A 1,629-nucleotide genomic window follows, 5' to 3' on the forward strand; every position below is an offset into this window, starting at 1 on the left:
TTTATTCCTCCCAATATAAAAATTTGTATTGGTAATACAGATACTGATTCTTTATCAGCTTTCTAATTCTATCATAAGATGCTGTATTTGTCAACTTTTTTTATTCTGAAAAAAATTTTTTGTAAGTAGAAATTAGAAATGTCCAAAAAAACTTGAAATAAAAATATAGATGTGATACCTTTAAAATACAAACAAAAAATAAATTAAAGTAAAGGAACACATCTATATGAACAATAATAACATAAATTTAAAAAAAGGTAAACACCTTAGTTATCAAGAAAAACTAAAAATAGAAGGATTCTTAGCTAATAATAATATATTAGATTATCACAAAGATTATGCATCTAATAAAATTATTCAAAATACTAAAAGAAAATATAGAGTTTTAGTTTATGAATTATCTGATTATCTTGGTAGATGTAAAAGAACTATTAAAAGAGAACTTGAAAGAGGAAAAGTTGAACAAACAGATTATCTTGGTAGAATCTATTATGCTTATTCTGCTGATAAATCTAATAGTAGATATATTGAAATGAGAAAGGAAGATACAAGAGCTTTAAAAATTGATAAGAATATTAATTTGTTTTATTTCATGGCTAATTTACTAAAAAAGAAATATTCTCCTTATGCCTGTATTCAATTAGCTATTAATGAAGGTCTTAATCCTAAATTTACATCTAGGACTCTTCTTAACTACATTAGAAAAGGATTATTTGATTCACTTGGAATAAAACCTAATCATTCTTTATACCAACAAAAGAAAGTTAAAAAAGAAAAATGTGCTAAACTTATTAGAAAAGGTAAATATAATTCTATTGAAGATAGACCTGATGAAATAAATAAAAGGTTGGAAGTTGGAAATTGGGAAATAGACACTGTTGTAGGTAATAGAACAGGTAAAAATAAGGCACTGCTTGTATTAACTGATAGATGTAGTAGATATCAAATTATTAAACTAATTGATGATAAAACTTCAAATTCCGTATCAAAAACTTTAAATGAAATAATAAATGAAAATAAAGCACTTTCTTTTAAAACATTTACTTCAGATAATGGGAGTGAATTTTACAGTATAGACAATGTCTGTAAACATTTTAATTTAGAATGGTATTACTGTCACCCTTACAGTTCTTCAGAGCGTGGAAGTAATGAAAATAACAATAGATTTATTAGGAGATTTTTCCCTAAGGGATCTTCATTTAATAATTTGAGTAATAAAGAGATAGAATATATACAAGACTTTATGAATAATTATCCAAGAAAAATTTTTAATGGTAAAACATCAAAAAATATTTATTTTGAAAATAAAAATGCAGCATAAATTCAATTATACTGCACTATAAAATTTTTATTATTTAATTTTGGACATTTCTAATTTCTACTTACAATTTATTTACCTCTTTAACTATTTTTTCATTTGTTCTTTAAATAGATTTTTTAATTCTTCTATTTCTTTCATCAATTCTTTATTTGATTTTTCAAGTATTTCCACTTTATTTTCTAATTTTTCTATCTTCATTTCATGCTCGTAAACTTTTTCATCAAGTAAGTTAATATTTCCGTTTCTTTGTAATGTTAACATGTCTTTTCTTCTTGATTCTAATTTATCAAATTGATATCCAAGTCCTG

Annotated in this window: 1 protein-coding gene and 1 pseudogene; one reads left to right on the forward strand and one right to left on the reverse strand. The window is 23.6% G+C overall.

Going from position 1 to position 1,629, the window contains the following annotated elements; translation table 11 throughout:
- The first annotated feature begins 226 nt into the window (after window positions 1–226).
- The gene (locus tag AYC60_RS04870) at window positions 227–1,321 is read left to right on the forward strand and encodes an IS30 family transposase (RefSeq protein WP_067321877.1); all 1,095 of its coding nucleotides are present in this window, start codon (window positions 227–229) and stop codon (window positions 1,319–1,321) included.
- Window positions 1,322–1,405: 84 nt separating this feature from the next.
- Here AYC60_RS04870 and AYC60_RS09090 read toward each other — a convergent pair.
- A pseudogene (locus AYC60_RS09090) lies at window positions 1,406–1,629 on the reverse strand (YadA-like family protein); the annotation flags it as partial.

Source organism: Streptobacillus felis (genome assembly GCF_001559775.1).
Lineage (GTDB): Bacteria > Fusobacteriota > Fusobacteriia > Fusobacteriales > Leptotrichiaceae > Streptobacillus > Streptobacillus felis.

Bases quoted from the DNA above. Each gene is read 5' to 3' on its own strand.
- AYC60_RS04870 (WP_067321877.1), top strand. From the start codon at position 227: ATGAACAATAATAACATAAATTTAAAAAAAGGTAAACACCTTAGTTAT.